General features: G+C 69.2%; 15 protein-coding genes. 7 read left to right on the top strand and 8 right to left on the bottom strand.

All coding sequences use genetic code 11. From position 1 onward, the window contains the following. Nucleotides 1–11: 11 nt before the first annotated feature. Both RPX00_RS46550 and RPX00_RS46545 read left to right on the top strand, forming a co-directional pair. Nucleotides 12–554, top strand: a complete 543-nt coding sequence (locus tag RPX00_RS46550; protein ID WP_406635708.1) for an ArsR/SmtB family transcription factor — start codon at nucleotides 12–14, stop codon at nucleotides 552–554. After that, entirely contained in the window at nucleotides 551–1,795 is a 1,245-nt protein-coding gene (locus tag RPX00_RS46545; RefSeq protein WP_406635706.1) for an MFS transporter, read from the top strand. Before RPX00_RS46550 ends, RPX00_RS46545 begins: the two co-directional genes overlap by 4 nt. A 127-nt stretch (nucleotides 1,796–1,922) precedes the next feature. Here the strand turns inward: RPX00_RS46545 and RPX00_RS46540 are convergent, their stop codons facing one another. The 3 genes from RPX00_RS46540 to RPX00_RS46530 are packed head-to-tail and all read right to left on the bottom strand — an operon-like array spanning nucleotide 1,923 to nucleotide 3,356. Continuing rightward, the gene (locus RPX00_RS46540; protein ID WP_406635703.1) at nucleotides 1,923–2,252 is read right to left on the bottom strand and encodes a hypothetical protein; all 330 of its coding nucleotides are present in this window, start codon (nucleotides 2,250–2,252) and stop codon (nucleotides 1,923–1,925) included. A 56-nt stretch (nucleotides 2,253–2,308) separates the two neighbouring features. Continuing rightward, nucleotides 2,309–2,641: a hypothetical protein gene (locus RPX00_RS46535; RefSeq protein ID WP_406635701.1), complete on the bottom strand. Its 333-nt coding sequence runs from the start codon at nucleotides 2,639–2,641 to the stop codon at nucleotides 2,309–2,311. Nucleotides 2,642–2,687: 46 nt separating this feature from the next. Beyond that, entirely contained in the window at nucleotides 2,688–3,356 is a 669-nt protein-coding gene (locus RPX00_RS46530; protein WP_406635698.1) for a GntR family transcriptional regulator, read from the bottom strand. A gap of 72 nt (nucleotides 3,357–3,428) precedes the next feature. Between RPX00_RS46530 and RPX00_RS46525 the strand changes: the two genes are divergently transcribed. From RPX00_RS46525 to RPX00_RS46515, 3 genes are read left to right on the top strand one after another with little or no spacing between them, the layout of a single operon-like run. Continuing rightward, the gene (locus tag RPX00_RS46525) at nucleotides 3,429–3,851 is read left to right on the top strand and encodes a VOC family protein (protein WP_406635696.1); all 423 of its coding nucleotides are present in this window, start codon (nucleotides 3,429–3,431) and stop codon (nucleotides 3,849–3,851) included. After that, the gene (locus RPX00_RS46520) at nucleotides 3,848–4,591 is read left to right on the top strand and encodes an SDR family NAD(P)-dependent oxidoreductase (RefSeq protein ID WP_406635693.1); all 744 of its coding nucleotides are present in this window, start codon (nucleotides 3,848–3,850) and stop codon (nucleotides 4,589–4,591) included. The genes RPX00_RS46525 and RPX00_RS46520 overlap by 4 nt, the downstream gene beginning before the upstream one ends. Before the next feature lie 56 nt (nucleotides 4,592–4,647). After that, entirely contained in the window at nucleotides 4,648–6,072 is a 1,425-nt protein-coding gene (locus RPX00_RS46515) for an LCP family protein (protein WP_406635691.1), read from the top strand. Between the two features lie 46 nt (nucleotides 6,073–6,118). Here RPX00_RS46515 and RPX00_RS46510 read toward each other — a convergent pair whose 3' ends face one another. The 3 genes from RPX00_RS46510 to RPX00_RS46500 form a co-directional block, all read right to left on the bottom strand. Next, nucleotides 6,119–8,431: an FdhF/YdeP family oxidoreductase gene (locus tag RPX00_RS46510; protein ID WP_406635689.1), complete on the bottom strand. Its 2,313-nt coding sequence runs from the start codon at nucleotides 8,429–8,431 to the stop codon at nucleotides 6,119–6,121. Nucleotides 8,432–8,477: 46 nt separating this feature from the next. Further along, a complete protein-coding gene (locus RPX00_RS46505; protein WP_406635687.1) occupies nucleotides 8,478–9,821 on the bottom strand; it encodes an MFS transporter in 1,344 nt (447 codons plus the stop codon). 72 nt (nucleotides 9,822–9,893) lie between these two features. Next, entirely contained in the window at nucleotides 9,894–10,340 is a 447-nt protein-coding gene (locus RPX00_RS46500) for a MarR family winged helix-turn-helix transcriptional regulator (RefSeq protein WP_406635685.1), read from the bottom strand. An 81-nt stretch (nucleotides 10,341–10,421) separates the two neighbouring features. Here RPX00_RS46500 and RPX00_RS46495 point away from each other — a divergent pair, with 81 nt between their 5' ends. Beyond that, nucleotides 10,422–10,919, top strand: coding sequence for a hypothetical protein (locus tag RPX00_RS46495; RefSeq protein WP_406635683.1), 498 nt, complete (start codon nucleotides 10,422–10,424; stop codon nucleotides 10,917–10,919). Between the two features lie 4 nt (nucleotides 10,920–10,923). On the opposite strand, the gene RPX00_RS46490 is transcribed toward RPX00_RS46495, so the two are convergent. Then, the gene (locus tag RPX00_RS46490) at nucleotides 10,924–11,262 is read right to left on the bottom strand and encodes a hypothetical protein (RefSeq protein WP_406635681.1); all 339 of its coding nucleotides are present in this window, start codon (nucleotides 11,260–11,262) and stop codon (nucleotides 10,924–10,926) included. A 60-nt stretch (nucleotides 11,263–11,322) separates the two neighbouring features. Between RPX00_RS46490 and RPX00_RS46485 the strand changes: the two genes are divergently transcribed. After that, on the top strand, nucleotides 11,323–13,950 hold the full coding sequence (locus RPX00_RS46485; RefSeq protein WP_406635678.1) for a valine--tRNA ligase: 2,628 nt from the start codon (nucleotides 11,323–11,325) through the stop codon (nucleotides 13,948–13,950). 260 nt (nucleotides 13,951–14,210) lie between these two features. Here RPX00_RS46485 and RPX00_RS46480 read toward each other — a convergent pair whose 3' ends face one another. Next, nucleotides 14,211–15,089, bottom strand: coding sequence for an SGNH/GDSL hydrolase family protein (locus tag RPX00_RS46480; protein WP_406635676.1), 879 nt, complete (start codon nucleotides 15,087–15,089; stop codon nucleotides 14,211–14,213). Nucleotides 15,090–15,179: the final 90 nt, after the last annotated feature.

Raw genomic sequence — 15,179 nt, 5'->3', positions numbered from 1 at the left:
CCATTGTCCCCGTGACTGGGGACGATCAAGCGGGCTATGTCCCGCCGCAGGACACTGTCCATGTCGAGACGACCGACCAGCTGCGCGCCGTGAGCAACGTCGTGCGGCACCGCGTGCTCGCGGTGCTGCGCGACGGGCCCGCGACGATCACGCAGGTCGCCGAGCAGCTGGGGATCGCGAAAGGCAGCTCCAGCTACCACATGCGGGTGCTGGAGCGGGCCGGGATCGTGCACGTCGTGCGCACCCGGAAGGTGCGCGGCGTGCTGGAGCGCTACTACGCGCACGTCGGGCGCAGCATCGAGCTGCCCGAACCGGCTGCCGGGCAGCGGGACGTGCTGTTGCAGCACGCGATCGACGACCTTTCGACCGCGCCCGAGGGCTCGCGCCGGTACGTCCGGATGCAGCACACGCGGATCGGCGAGGCGCAGTTCGAGGAGTTCGAGCGCCGGTTGGCCGCTCTGCTCGACGAGATGCGGGACGCGCGCGACGCCGACGAACAGGCCGCCACTGTCGCGGTCGCGTTCTTCCGGCCGGGGCCGGGTGCGGCCAGATGACCAAGCCGAAGATGCCGCCCGCGTTCAGTCGCTTGTGGACAGCGGCGACGGTCAGTTCCCTTGGCGACGGCGCGTATTCCGCGGCGTTGCCGTTGCTCGCGGTGCTGCTGGACAGCGATCCGCTGGTGGTCAGCCTGGTGACGGTGGCGGTGCTCGCGCCGTACCCGGTAGCGGGGCTGTTCGCCGGCGCGCTGGTCGACCGCTGGGACCGGCGGCGCACGATGTGGCTCGCGGACCTGGTGCGCGCGGCGTTGCTGCTGCTGACGGTGGCCGCAGGCGCACTGGGCTGGCTCAGCATTCCGGTGTTGCTCGTAGTGGCGTTCCTGCTCGGCACCGGCACGCTGTTCTTCGACACCGCCGCGCAGGCGTACCTGCCCGATCTGCTCGCGCGGGACCAGACTTTGCTGCGCCGGGCCAACGGTTACCTGCGCGGGGCGTCCACCGCCGCCGGGCAGTTCACCGGGCCGCCGATCGGAAGTTTCCTTTTCGCCGTGGGAAGAACGCTGCCGTTCGCGGCGAACGCGCTGACCTACGTGACCAGCGCGGTGCTGATCCGGACGCTGCCGTCAGCACCGGTGCCGGAGCGCGCGCCGGGACGCTCGGTGTGGGCGGATTCCAAGGAGGGTTTCGCTTACGTAGTCAAGGATCGGCTGCTCCTCGGCCTCGCGTTGCGGCCCGCGGTGGGGAACCTGGCGTTCGGCGCTTTCGGGGCTGTGCTGGTGGTGTTCGCGAAAGACGCGCTGGGATTGCACTCGGCCGGCTACGGTTTCCTGCTCGCGGTGGAAGCCGTCGGGGGACTGATCGGCGCGATGGTGCTCGCCGGTCCGCTGGAGAAATGGCTGGGCACGGGTACCGCGCTCACCGTCACCGCGGTGGTCGAGGGCGGTGCGGTGCTGGTGTTCGGCCTCGCCCAGAACCCGTGGCTGGCCGGGGCGATGTTCGCTCTTTGCGGCTGCGCCATGGCGACGACGATGGTGCTCGGCTCTTCACTGCGGCAGGTCGTGGTGCCAGCACGGCTGATGGGCCGGGTGGCGGCGGCATCACGGCTGGTCTCGGCCTCGGCCGCACCGGCGGGCGCCGTGCTGGGCGGCTGGCTCGCCGCGACGGCCGGGGTGCGGGTGCCGTACGTGGCGGCCTCGGTGGTGCTGGTGTCGATGACCGTGGTGACGATGAGCATGACGAGCAACAAGCGGATCGAGGAGGCGCTCGCGCGGGCGAAAGAGGTTACGCCAGTTGCATAGTCGCGGTAGTGAACACGACGATCGGGAAAAGCGCGGAGAGCACTGAGACCGTGATCCGCACTCGCCGCTTCGCTCGCTCCGGCACGCCGAGCGAGGCGGCGATCAGCCATCCTGCCAGGTCACGGGGCTATTCCGGTGTCTGCCACAACGTGATCAGCGTGATCGCCGGGAACACCACAGCGGCCACCGGCATCGTCGTCCAGATGACGAGGCTGCCGTACGGCCGGGGAACGCAGAGCCTGGCGACCGTCCCGATCACGGCGGCGATCGGGAAGACGAAGATCCCGTACATCCGGCAAAACTGGCCGACGATGTACAGCACGTTGAGCGGGGATTCGGTGAAGACCGCCGCGAGGAACAGGCTGATCGCGGCGACCACGGCCAGGAGAGCAGCGATCGCGTGCAGTGCGCCGAGAGCCGCTTCCCTGGTCCGGTTCGGGCTGCTGGTGAAGTCCACCGGCACAGACTGCCCGGGAGTTGTGGAGATTCCGCGATGGTCCGGGGGAGAAACGGTCAGAGGACCAGCGAGAGCAAGAAAACCGGATACCCGAGGGTGAGCGCCGAGACGGAGAGCCACACGCGGCCTTCCGCGTTTTCCTCCGGACCCCAGAGCGCGGCGACCGCGCCGACCGCCGCCGCGATCGGCCACAGGAGCGCTCCGTACATCACGAAGAGCATGCCCCCGAATACCGCTGACAGCGCTGGCCCGCCCGCGAAGCACCCGGCGACGAAGCTGACCACTGTCCCGGCCGCCAGGAAGGCGCCGAGGCCTTGCTTCGCCCCGAACCATGCCAGCAGGGTTCTGTCCGGCGCGGCTTCTTCCCGCAGTGCGCTTTCGGTACTCACCCGGTAATTCTCCCATCTCGGACATCGCCCGAGGGGAGACTCCGGGTCACAATTCAGCGAGCAGGCTCTGCTGGGCCGAATGGACGTGCGCCTCGGCCACCCGGGCTAATCGCTCCCGGTCTCCGGAGCGGATCAGCTCCGCCAGCTCCCGGTGTTCGGCGACCACCCGGGCCCGGTAATGCTGGTGTCCCAGCGAAACCCGCTGCAACTGGAACAGGAACACCTGCGAGCGCACGGCTTCCCACGCCTCGGTGAGCCGTCCGTTGCCCGCCGCCGCGTAAACGCGGTCGTGGAAAGCGATATCCAGCGCCAGCAGTCGCGGGCCGTCCGCATGCGTGCGGACGGCTGTCGCCAGCTCCGCGACTAACGCGTCCAATGCGTCCAGATCCTCTTCGGACGCGGCCGTGCGCGCGGTGACCGCGGCTAGCCGGTCGAGTGCGGCGCGGACTGAGTAGACCTCTTCGACGTCCTCGGGGGTCACGTCGACCACTGTGGTCGGCCGATGCCAACCGGAGCGGACCAGGCCTTCGCGGGCGAGCTGGGCGATGCCCTCGCGCACCGAACCGCGGCTGATCTCCAGCGACGCGGCCAGTTCTACCTCGCGTAACGGCGCGCCGGGCCGGAAATGCCCGGCGAAGATCGCTTCGCGCACCCGGTCGGCGGCCTCGTCGGCGAGGCCGCGCCGCGCCGCCTTCCTCAGGGGGGTGACTTCCACGAGCTAATGTTGACATTCGGACATTGGCGAGTCAAGGTGAAGACACCGATCCCCGTGCCGAAGGAGCGCCCTATGGCCGTCCGTCCTGCCTTCCACCTGGCCATTCCGGTCGACGACCTGCCGAAGGCCCGCGCGTTCTACGGCGACGTGCTCGGGCTCGCGGAGGGCCGCTCGGCGGACGCGTGGGTCGACTGGAACTTCCATGGCCACCAGGTCGTCACGCACGTGGTCCCGGGCGCTCGCGCGGAAGCCGGCCGCAATCCGGTCGACGGGCACGACGTGCCGGTGCCGCACTTCGGGCTGGTGCTCGACGTCGAGAGCTTCCACGAGCTGGCCGGGCGGCTGCGCGCGGCGGGCACCGAGTTCGTGATCGAGCCGTACCAGCGGTTCGCCGGCGAACCGGGGGAGCAGTGGACGATGTTCCTGCACGACCCGGCCGGGAACGCGCTGGAGTTCAAGGCGTTCCGCGACGAGACGCAGTTGTTCGCGAAATGAACGTTCTCGTCACCGGTGCTTCGCGCGGGATCGGCCGCGCCATTTCCGTCGCCTTCGCCACCAAGGGCTACCGGGTGGCTGTCCACTGTGGATCCAACCGGGAGGCCGCGCGCGAGACGCTCGAGGCGCTGCCCGGCTCCGGGCACGTGCTCGTGTCCGGGGACCTCGGCAACCCCGAAGCCGCGCAGTGGATCGCCGACGTGGCCGAGGAACAACTCGGCGGCGTCGACGTGCTGGTCAACAACGCCGCGGTCGGGACAACGCCGGCCACCCGCACGCCGGTCGCCGAAATGTCCTATGCGGACTGGCAGGACGCGTGGCGGCGCACGCTGGACGTCAACCTCCTCGGCGCGGCCAACGTCTCCTTCCACGTCGCCCGCCACCTCATCAGCCGCGGCGTGCCCGGCCGGATCGTGAACATCGGGTCGCGCGGGGCGTTCCGCGGCGAGCCCGAATACCTCGCGTACGGGGCGAGCAAGGCCGCGCTGCACTCGTTCGGCCAGTCGCTGGCCGTCCAGCTCGCTCCGCACGGGATTTCGGTCACCTCGGTGGCGCCGGGCTTCACCGCCACCGAGCGCGTCGCGGACCGGGTCACCGACGAGGTCCGGCGGCAGAGCCCGTTCGGCCGGGTCGCCGAGCCGGAGGAGATCGCCGAAGCGGTGGTGTTCCTGGCCTCGGCGGAGGCGACCTGGGCGTCCGGGTCGATTCTGGACATGAACGGGGCCTCGCACCTGCGCTGAGCTGTGAGCTGCGTCACGAATGCAGCAGATGGGTGACCCCGAAGCGTCCAGGGGGCGTGCGGATCGCAGGGAAAGTTATCGCCGGCGCGCTGTCGACCGTGGTGTTCGCCGGCACGGCTTACGGGTTCTCGACGTTGAGCGCGCTCGACGACATCACTCGCAGCGACGTGATCGGCGGCGGCGGATCGGTCGACGAAGGCCAGAAACACGCCGACGGGGCGATGGACATCCTGTTGGTCGGCCGGGACGCGCGCAAGGGCCCGGACGGGACCCCGCTGCCGCAGAGCGTGCTGGACGAACTGCGCGCGGGCGCGAACGGCGACGACCTCACCGACACGTTGATCGTGCTGCGGATCCCGGACGGGCAGCAGGAGGTCAAGGCGTTCTCCATCCCGCGCGACTCGTACGTCTCGATGCCCGGCGGGAAAGGCAAGATCAACGCCGCGTTCGGCCGGGGCAAGGCGGCCGAGGCGTCGCGGCTGCGCGCGTCCGGGGAAACCGACAAGGACAAGATCGAGAAGGAGTCGATGACCGCCGCGCGCAAGTCGACGCGGCAGGCGGTCGAGGACCTCACCGGCGTCACCATCGACCACTACGCCGAGGTCAACCTGCTGAGCTTCTCCGAGATCAGCAAGGCGGTCGGCGGGGTCGAGGTGTGCCTGAAGAAGGCCACCAAGGACGAGAACTCGGGCGCGGACTTCCCGGCGGGCAAACAGCGGCTCTCCGGCGGGGCCGCGCTCGCTTTCGTGCGGCAGCGCGACAACCTGCCCGGCACCGACTTCGGCCGGATGCGGCGCCAGCAGGTGTTCCTCGCCGCGATGGCGCACCAGGTGCTCTCGGCCGGGACGCTCGCCGATCCGGGCAAGCTGAGCGATCTCATCGACGCGGTGAAGCGGTCGGTGGTGCTGGACCAGTCGTGGGACATCCTGGACTTCGTCAGCAAGATGCGCGGGGTGTCCGGCGGCGGCATCCAGTTCACGACCGTCCCGGTGGTGAACCCGGACTACCGGTACGACCGTTCCCATCCCACCGCGACCGCGGTGCAGGTGGATCCGGCGCAGGTGAAAGCGTTTGCGGCCGGCCTGGTCGGGGCCGCACCGCCGGCCGGCCAGCCGGACGCGCAGAAGGCGGCGGTGGAGGTGTCCAACGCCGGCGAAGCGGCCGGGCTCGCGGCGCGGGTCGCGGATGTGCTGAAGGGCAAGGGATTCGCCGCGACCGCCGCGGGCAACGCGCCGTCGCAGCGGACGTCGATCGTGCGCTACCCGGCCGCGCTCGCCGCCGAGGGCGCGCAGGTGGCGAAGGAGCTGGGCGGACTGTCCACAAAGGAATCCGCGGATGTTCCGGCCGGGCACATCCAGGTGGTGCTCGGGAAGGTCTACGCGGGACCGGGGGTGTCGGACGGCGGGTCCTCGGCAGGCAGTCCGGCGAAGTCCGACGCGCCGCCTCCGGTGACGTCGGACGGGGACAACTGCATCGACTGACGCCCGCTCGTGAGCGGTGGCATCGGCGCCACCGCTCACGAGGGAGTCACGCGTGGCGGTGCGGCTCCAGCCGGATCACGATCGCCTTCGACACCGGTGTGTTGGACTTCTCCGCGACGGAATCCAGCGGCACCAACGCATTCGCCTCGGGGAAGTACGCCGCCGCGCAGCCGCGAGCCGTCGGGTACGCCACCGCGCGGAAGCTCGGGGCCCGCCGGTCTCCGTCCCGCCACTCCGAGACCAGATCGACGATCTCGCCGTCCGCGACGCCGAGCGCGGCCAGGTCGTCCGGGTGCACGAACACCACCCGGCGGCCGTCCTCGATGCCGCGGTAGCGGTCGGACAGGCCGTAGATCGTGGTGTTGTACTGGTCGTGGCTGCGCAGCGTCTGCAGCAGCAGCCGGCCCTCGGGCACCTCCGGGTACTCCAGTTCGGACACCGTGAACGTGCCCTTGCCGGTGGCCGTGCCGGTGAACTCCCGCGAGTCGCGCGGCGCGTGCGGCAGGACGAAACCGTCCGGCTCGCGGACGCGCTGGTTGTAGTCGTGGCAGCCCGGCACCACGGCGGCGATCCGGTCGCGGATCAGGTCGTAGTTCTTCTCGAACGACCGCCACGGCACCGGGTGGTCCGCGCCGAGCAGCCGCTCCGCCAGCCGGCACACGATGGCGACCTCGGACAGCAGCTCGTCGCTCGCCGGGGCCAGCCGTCCGCGGGAGGCGTGCACCTGCGACATCGAGTCCTCGACGGTCACGAACTGCCGCCCGGACTCCTGCTCGTCCCGTTCGGTGCGGCCGAGTGTCGGCAGGATCAGTGCGGTGCGGCCGGGGATGACGTGCGAGCGGTTCAGCTTCGTCGACACGTGCACGGTGAGCGAGCACGAGCGCAGCGCGTCCGCGGTCCGGTCGGAATCCGGGGTGGCGGAAGCGAAATTGCCGCCCATCGCGAAGAACACCTTGCCGCGGCCGTCGAGCATCGCGCGGATCGAGTCGACGGTGTCCCAGCCGTGCTTGCGCGGCACGGTAATGCCGAACTCGCGGTCGAGCGCGTCCATGAACGGCTCGGGCATCTTCTCCCACACGCCCATGGTGCGGTCGCCTTGCACGTTCGAGTGGCCGCGCACCGGGCACAGGCCCGCGCCCGGTTTGCCGATCATCCCGCGCACCAGCGCCAGGTTGACGACCTCGGCGATCGTCGGCACCGCGTGCTTGTGCTGGGTCAGTCCCATCGCCCAGCAGTAGATCGTGCGCTCGGACGTCGCGATCATCCGCGCGATGTGCTCGATCTGCGCGCGCTCGAGGCCGGTCGCCTTCTCGGTCTCCGGCCAGTCGATTTCGCGCAGCTGCTTGGCCCAGTCCTCGAAGCCGTGCGTGGACTTCTCCACGAACTCGCGGTCCACAATGGACCCTGGAGCGGCGTCCTCCCACTCCAGCAGCAGATGCCCGACCGCCTGGAACAGCGCGAGGTCGCCGCCGAGCCGGATCTGCGCGAACTCGTCGGCCAGCGGCGTGCCCTTGCCGACCACGCCGCGCACGTTCTGCGGGTTCTTGAACCGCATCAGCCCGGCCTCGGGCAGCGGGTTGACCGCGACGACCTTCGCGCCGTTGCCCTTCGCCTGCTCCAGCGCGGACAGCATGCGCGGGTGGTTCGTGCCGGGGTTCTGCCCGACGACCACGATCAGGTCGGCGCGGTGGATGTCGGCCAGCGACACCGAACCCTTGCCGATGCCGGTGGTCGCCGACAGCGCCGCGCCGGACGATTCGTGGCACATGTTCGAGCAGTCCGGCAGGTTGTTCGTGCCGTACGCGCGCACCAGCAGCTGGTACACGAACGCGGCCTCGTTGCTGGTGCGGCCGGAGGTGTAGAAGATCGCCTCGTCCGGGCTCGCCAGCCCGCGCAGCTCGTCGGCGATCACGCCGAACGCGTCGTCCCAGGAGATCGGCTCGTAGTGCGACGCGCCCTCGCGCAGCACCATCGGCTCGGTGAGCCTGCCCTGCTGGCCCAGCCAGTAGTCGGTGCGCTCGTTCAGCTCGGACACCGGATGCGCGGCGAAGAACTCACGGCCGACCCGGCGTTTCGTCGCCTCCTCGGCGACCGCCTTCGCGCCGTTTTCGCAGAACTCCGCCAGTTTGCGCTTCTCGCCGTCGACCTGCCGCGGCTCGGGCCACGCGCAACCCGGGCAGTCGAAGCCTTCGCGCTGGTTCAGCAGCCGCAGCGTGCGCGCGGTGCGGATCGGGCCCATCTGCTCGACCCCGCGTGCGAGCGAAACGGCGACGCCCGGAATTCCGGCCGCCCAGCCCTTCGGCTTGCCCACTTCGAGGCGGGCTTCGTCCACGTCACCAGTCGGAGCTTCGCGAGTCATGCGCTCATCGTCCGCCTTGGCGCGCGAGAACCCAAGCGGGGGGTCGTCACACTGTCTGACGGCGGTCCCGTTCGCGGCGTTCGGCTCGCCCCAGTGCGCGGTCCGCGACGGTCACGACCAGCAGCAACCCGCTGGTCACGATCAGCACGACGGCCAGCCGGTGCAGCCCGCCGGAGTCGGCGTGCCCGCCATAGCACTGGGCGATGACCGTGGCCGCGACAATCGCGCCCAGGTATTGCGCGGTCCGAAAGAGACCGCTCGCGGTGCCCATCGATTCGGCCGGAGTTTCGCGGTAGAGCGTCGTCTGGTTGGCGACGCTGGTGAGCCCCTGCGCCAACCCGAACAGCGCGGCGAGCACGAGCAGCCAGATCAGCGCGGTGCCGTTGTCCACGAACAGCAGCGCGACCGAGCCCGCCAGCAACGCGCAGCCGACCAGCACCAGCCGCAGCCGGACGCCGGTCGGGCGGCCGGACAGCGCGGCCGCGCCCACCGCGACCCCGGACATCGGCAGGAGCAGCAGCCCAGCGGCGGATTCGGCGAACCCGCGCGCCTCTTCGAGCCACTGCACGTAGCCGAACATGATGGTGTAGATCGCCAGGAAACTCAGTGCCTGCCGCAGATACGTGCGCAGGACCGGTCCGTTCGCGGCGAGCATCCGCAGGTCGATGAACGGCTTCCGGGCGCGCAGTTCCACCCGCACGAACAGCGCGCCGAGCACGATCGCCGCGACCAGCAGCCACAGATCGCCGATGCCGGGCGCCATCAGGTAGCACAGCAACACCAGCAGCGACGCGGAAAACAGCGCGATCCCGGCGACGTCGATCCGCTCGGCCGGCTTCTCCGCCGGAGCGTCCTTCGGCACCCACATCAGCGTCAGCACCAGGGAAATCCCGGCCAGCGGCAGGTTGACCGCGAAGATCGCCGGCCAGCCGAAGAGCGCGATCAGCACGCCGCCGAGCGTCGGTCCGATCACCATGATCGTCTGCGAGGACATGGCCAGCACGGACAGCACGCGCGCGGGCACGCCCTCGCCGTTCTGGTCTGCGCGCCGCCGCAGCACCGCCATCGCCGCCGGGAAGCCGGCGCAGGTTCCGATGCCGAGCACCGCGCGTACGCCGGTGAGCCATTCGACCGAGACCGGGATCATCCCGGCGATCCCGGCCGCCATCACCACGGACGCGCCGCCGAGCAGCACGCGGCGCGCGCCGTAGCGGTCGACCAGCAGCCCGACGACCGGCTGCCCGACCGCGGTGGCCAGGTACAACGCGGAAATCAGCCAGGCCGTGCGGCCCGGTCCCGCGCCGAAGGCCTGTCCGATCGGGACGAGCGCGACGGCGATGAGCGTGGAGTTGATCGGATTGAGCACGGCGCTCGCGACCAGCGGGGTCACCAATCGCGCGCCGAAGCGGGTTTTCGCGGGGGCGGTGGCGGTGTTCGTCAGTGCTCCTCAGGTTTCGGACGGTCAGCGCTGGGCGATCCGCTGCAGCAGAGGCAGCGCGCGCCGGACCGTTTCGAGTTCGTCCTCGGTCAGTTCGTCCGCCAGCGCGGCGGCGAGCCATTCGTCGCGGTGCTGCCGGATCCCGATGACGGTTTTGGCGCCGAGATCGGACAGCGAAATCACGACGCGCCTGCCGTCGTCCGGGTCGCGCGTGCGGCTCAGATAGCCGAGCGTGTCGAGCACGCCGAGCGTGGCGGCCATGGACTGCTGCCGGACGTGCTCCGCCGCGGCCAGTTCGGCCTGGGTCGCCGGGCCCTCGCGGTGCAGCCGGTTGAGCACCGCGGTCTGGGTCGGCGTGAGGATCTCGGCGTTGTCGACCTGCCGCAGCCTGCGGTGCAACTGGCCGACGACGCCGCGGATCCAGCCGGCGGACTCGGCGACGCGCGGCGGGACGGACGGCTCTTCGGACATAAGCACAGTCTAGCCTGTTGAGTCCAGCCTGTGCATCCTCGGTGGGGACTGGTCCCGGCGCGTCCGGTTCACGATGACGGCATGACGAGGCCGACGTTCCGTTTCCGGGCGGTGGGCGTGGCGATGGCGACCGCTGTCGCGGCGGGGTGCAGCACGCAGGTGACTGGTTTCGCGAGCGCGCCCTCGACTGCCTCGAAGAGCCCTTCGACGACCAAGCCCGCGCCGCCGAGCGCCCGCGACGGGACGAACTACGCGGCTTGTTCCGGCGGTGCCTGCGAGGTCGCCGTGACCGGTCCGGTCACCATCCCGTTGGCCGATGCACGGCTCAGTTCTTTGAAAGTGCTGAAGATCAACGCCGGCAGCGTCGAGGTGGGCATGGTTCTGTCCCACGGGCCCAGTATCGGCACCACCGTCAAGAACGGCTGCACGGCTACCTTCTTCGCGGGCGGCCCCGCCGCGGCCTACATCACCTGGTGCTCGGCTGAACCGCCGGACATGCCCGGCACCGAGGTCAAACGGCTGGTGACGGTGAAGGACATCGCGGACGGCACCGCGATCCTGAGCCTGAAATCCGGCTGACGTCCTAGAGCGGCTGGCTGGTCTCCGCGGCGGAGCCGAGGCCGACGATGTACCCGATCTTGCTGTCGTTCACGCCGACCGGCTGCACCTGGTGCACCACGATCGCGGCCGCGAGCAGCAGGACGAGCCCGACGATCGCCGCGATGCCCGGCCAGCGGCTCGGCACCGCGCCGCCGCGGCCGTACACCGGGGCCGGGGCGCTGCGGCGTTCGCGCTTGCGCCGCTTCTTCATGTCCTTCTTCGCGCCGAGCCAGGCGTCCCGCTGGGCGTGCTTGCGCCATTCGGGGTCCATGAGGTCGGGATGGGTTTCCATCCGGTCGTCCGGATCCTCCGGCCGAGTCATCGGCGCACCGCCTTTCCCCCTGCGTAACCCCGCCGTGGCGGGTTCGTAGACTTGTCCATTGTGACCGAGAACGCTCCGCAGCAGAAAACCGACCTTCCGGGTGCCTGGGACCCGGCCGCCGAGGAAGCCCCGATGTACGACCGCTGGGTAGCGGCCGGGTATTTCACGGCTGACGCCTCGTCGGAGAAGCCGCCGTTCTCGATCGTACTGCCGCCGCCGAACGTCACCGGCAGCCTGCACATGGGGCACGCGCTCAACCACACCCTGATGGACGCGATGAGCCGCCGCCGCCGGATGCAGGGCTACGAGGTGCTGTGGCTGCCGGGCATGGACCACGCGGGCATCGCGACGCAGAACGTCGTCGAGCGCCAGCTGGCCGGCGAGGGCCTTTCGCGGCACGACCTCGGCCGCGAGAAGTTCGTCGAGCGCGTCTGGGAGTGGAAGGCCGAGTACGGCGGCAAGATCCTCGGCCAGATGAAGCGGCTCGGCGACGGCGTCGACTGGTCGCGCGAGCGCTTCACGATGGACGAGAACCTGTCCAAGGCCGTCCAGACGGTGTTCAAGAACTTCTACGACGCCGGCCTGATCTACCGCGCCGAGCGGATCATCAACTGGTGCCCGCGGTGCCAGACGGCGCTGTCGGACATCGAGGTCGACCACAGCGACGACGACGGCGAACTCGTGTCGATCCGCTACGGCGACGGGGACGCCTCGATCGTCGTGGCCACCACGCGCGCGGAGACGATGCTCGGCGACACCGCCGTGGCCGTGCACCCGGACGACGAGCGCTACGCGCACCTGGTCGGCACCGAGATCGAGCTGCCGCTCACCGGCCGGAAGATCCCGGTGGTCGCGGACCGGCACGTCGACCCGGAGTTCGGCACCGGCGCGGTCAAGGTGACCCCGGCGCACGACCCGAACGACTTCGAGATCGGCCGCCGTCACGACCTGCCGATGCTGACCGTCATGAACGAGCGCGCCGAGGTCACCGTGCCCGGTCCGTTCGAGGGCCTCGACCGGTTCGAGGCGCGGCCCGCGGTGGTCGCCGCGCTGCGCGAACAGGGCCGGATCGTCGCGGAGAAGCGGCCGTACGTGCACGCGGTCGGCCACTGCTCCCGCTGCGACACGGTCGTGGAGCCCCGGCTGTCGCTGCAGTGGTGGGTCAAGGTCGCCGAGCTGGCCCAGGCCGCGGGCGACGCGGTGCGCGACGGGCGCACGAAGATCCACCCGGCGGAGCTGGAGAAGCGGTACTTCGACTGGGTCGACAACATGCACGACTGGACGATTTCGCGCCAGCTGTGGTGGGGCCACCGGATCCCGGTCTGGTACGGCCCGGACGGCGAGGTCGTGTGCGTGGGGCCGGACGAGCAGCCGCCGTCCGGCGAGGGCTGGACGCAGGATCCGGACGTGCTCGACACGTGGTTCTCGTCGGGGCTGTGGCCGATGTCGACGATGGGCTGGCCGGGCGAGACGGACGATCTGGCCAAGTTCTATCCGACCAGCGTGCTGTCCACCGGGTACGACATTCTCTTCTTCTGGGTTGTCCGGATGATGATGTTCGGCGTGCAGGAGATGGACGGGCGCCAGCCGTTCGACCACGTGTACCTGCACGGGCTGATCCGCGACGCCAACGGCAAGAAGATGTCCAAATCGCGGGGGAATGTCATCGACCCGCTGGAGTGGATGGACGCTTACGGGGCGGACGCCACCCGGTTCACGCTCGCCCGCGGGGCCAATCCGGGCGCGGACATGGCGCTGGCGGACGAGTGGGCTGCCGGGTCGCGGAATTTCTGCACGAAGCTGTGGAATGCCAGCAAGTTCGCGATGATGAACGGGGCTACGGTCGAAGGGGCGTTGCCTTCTGCTGCCGAGTTGACTGAGTCGGATCGGTGGATTCTGGGGCGGCTTGCGGCGTTGGTGTCCGAAGTGGATGGTCTGTTTGAGGACTTCCAGTTCGCCAAGGTTGCCAATGCCTTGTATCAGTTCACGTGGAATGAGTTGTGTGACTGGTACTTGGAGCTGGCTAAGGTTCAGCTGTACCAAGGGGATTCCGCGCGGGTTGAGGCTACGCGGAAGGTGCTTGGGCATGTGCTCGATACGGTGCTGCGGTTGCTGCATCCGTTCGTTCCGTTTGTCACTGAGAAGTTGTGGACTGCGCTTACTGGTGGCGAGTCGTTGGTGATCGCTGCGTGGCCTGCGGCGGTTGAAGGGTATGCGGACCCGGTTGCGGATGCTCGGGTGGCGGATGTGCAGAAGCTGATTACCGAGATTCGGCGGTTCCGGGCTGATCAAGGTCTTAAGCCGGGGCAGAAGGTTGCGGCTCGGTTGTCTGGCGAGGCGTTCCCGGAGGGGCATTCGGACGCGATTCGGTCGCTGGTGCGGCTTACTGAGCCGGAGGACGGGTTCTCGGTCAGTGCTTCGCTGGAAGTGGCTTTGGCTGGCGGCGTGGTGACGGTGGAGTTGGATACTTCCGGGACCATTGATGTCGCTGCGGAGCGGAAGCGGTTGGAGAAGGACCTTGGGGCTGCGCGGAAGGAATTGGCGCAGACTGAGGGGAAGTTGGGGAATGAGGCGTTTATCGCCAAGGCGCCGGAGCATGTGATCGAGAAGATCAAGGTGCGGCGGGAGACTGCGGTTTCCGACATCAGCCGGATTGAGGCTCGGTTGGCTGCGTTGCCTGCTTCCTGAGGCTGGCTCGTCGCCTGGCGGCGACATTGCGCCTGAGGGCGTGGGGGCACCCCGAAGCCTGATTGTGATGACGGACGGCGGGTGCTTGTCAAGGCGGGAAAGATGCCTTGACAAGCACCCGCCGTCCGCATTGGGGCTTCGTATCGGGGTGCGGGGGTGGTGTGGGTGCCTCGCTGGGTGGGTGCATCGGTGGCGGTTTAGGGCCGTGAAGGACTCCTTGAGGGAATTAGATTCCTTCAAGGAGTCCTTCAGGGCTTCGGTTAGTTGCGTAGGTGTTGGCGGATTACTTTTGCTTCGCCTGCCATGCCTTCGTAGAAGGGGTGGTAGGGGGCTGCTGCCAGGAGGTTCAGGTCTTTGCCGTTGATCCAGGCTACGCCGTGTGGTTGACAGGCGTCGTGGCCGTAGGACGGGGTGTAGGTGTCTACATAGGACGCTTCGCCGTCTGCTTCTACCGCGTTGTTCACTGCTGCGTTTAGTGCTTCTTCTACGCTGGAGAGCCAGGCGTAGTCGCCGTTGGCGAAGGGCAGTACGTTGGGGCAATAGCCTTCTGCGGGGGCGATGCGCGGGTAGCCGATGGCCAGCACTTTGGCGTGGGGCGAGCGTTCGTGGATTCCGGCCAGTACTTGCTGGATGCTCGCTTGCGTTTTCGGCAGCAGGGCCTTGATCGTGTCCACGCCGTCCACGGTGAAGTGCTGCTGGCACGGGTTGCCGGTCGGGTCTGAGGCGCGCAGGCCGGGGCAGGTGTCGATCAGGGTGCCGAACAGGCTTGAATCATTGCCGCCGATGCCGACTGTCACCAGGTCGGTGTCGGGGCGCAGGGCGGAGAACTGCGGGGCGTTCTGGCCTAGCGTGACGTTTTGCGGGTTGGTCATGTGCGACGTGTTGGCGCCGCCGCAGCTGACGTCGGTGAAGTTGTCCACGTCAATGGCGTCGGCCAGCAGCGAGGGGTAGTTGGACGTCGAGCGGAAGCAGCCGAACGGGTCCAGCCGGGGCAGCGGGATGAGCGGGCCCGACGTGTACGAGTCGCCTAGGGCGACGTAGTGGCGGTAGTGCCTTGGCGCGGCGCTGGCAGCCGCCGCCGTCGACAGAAGCAGGGCGATCGCCGCGATTGCGGCGAGCGCGATTCGGATGATGCGCATGCGAACCCGTCCTCCCTAGCGGTACGACCCGCTTTACCTTTCGGCAAGCGGAGCGCGAGCGCTCTCCGCCGATCGGGTGGTCGGGGCGGG

Origin of the sequence: Amycolatopsis sp. WGS_07, from assembly GCF_045278895.1 — a bacterium.
In the GTDB taxonomy this organism is placed as follows: domain Bacteria; phylum Actinomycetota; class Actinomycetes; order Mycobacteriales; family Pseudonocardiaceae; genus Amycolatopsis.
This window is presented reverse-complemented; position numbering and strand designations above follow the sequence as displayed.